Consider the following 436-nt stretch of genomic DNA (forward strand, 5'->3'; position numbering starts at 1 on the left):
CTGCTTCTCACCACCCGACAAAATACTGAACAAGCAATCTTCAACAGCCGATAAGTCCATATCAGCAATAACTGAACTGACAAAACGAATATCTTCCTTTGTATCCCACTCAAACAAGCCCTTGTGGGGCGCTAGCCCTTGCAGTACAACCTCTCTTACCGTCAGCCCTAAATGATCATGATGCTCCTGCAAAATGACAGCCACCTGCTTTGCGTTGTCCCTTAAGCTGTTCTCCCAGATATCCGAGCCGCCTAAGGACACATTGCCTTTGCTCGGTTTGTTTACTCTGTAACAGCAACGCATCAAGCTGGACTTCCCTGAGCCATTAGGGCCGATTAAGCCAACAAAACCTCCTTCTGATAGGGCAAAACTAATATCTTGCAGGATCACCTTATTACCACAGTGCCACGATAAAGTATTCACACTTAACAAAGGA

General features: G+C 46.1%; 1 protein-coding gene. It reads right to left on the reverse strand.

What is annotated here, in order from left to right; genetic code table 11:
• The coding region (locus tag A3729_RS10355) for an ABC transporter ATP-binding protein (protein WP_197475766.1) at positions 1-390 on the reverse strand (390 nt) is incomplete at its 3' end.
• Positions 391-436: the final 46 nt, after the last annotated feature.

Source organism: Oleiphilus sp. HI0043 (genome assembly GCF_001634935.1).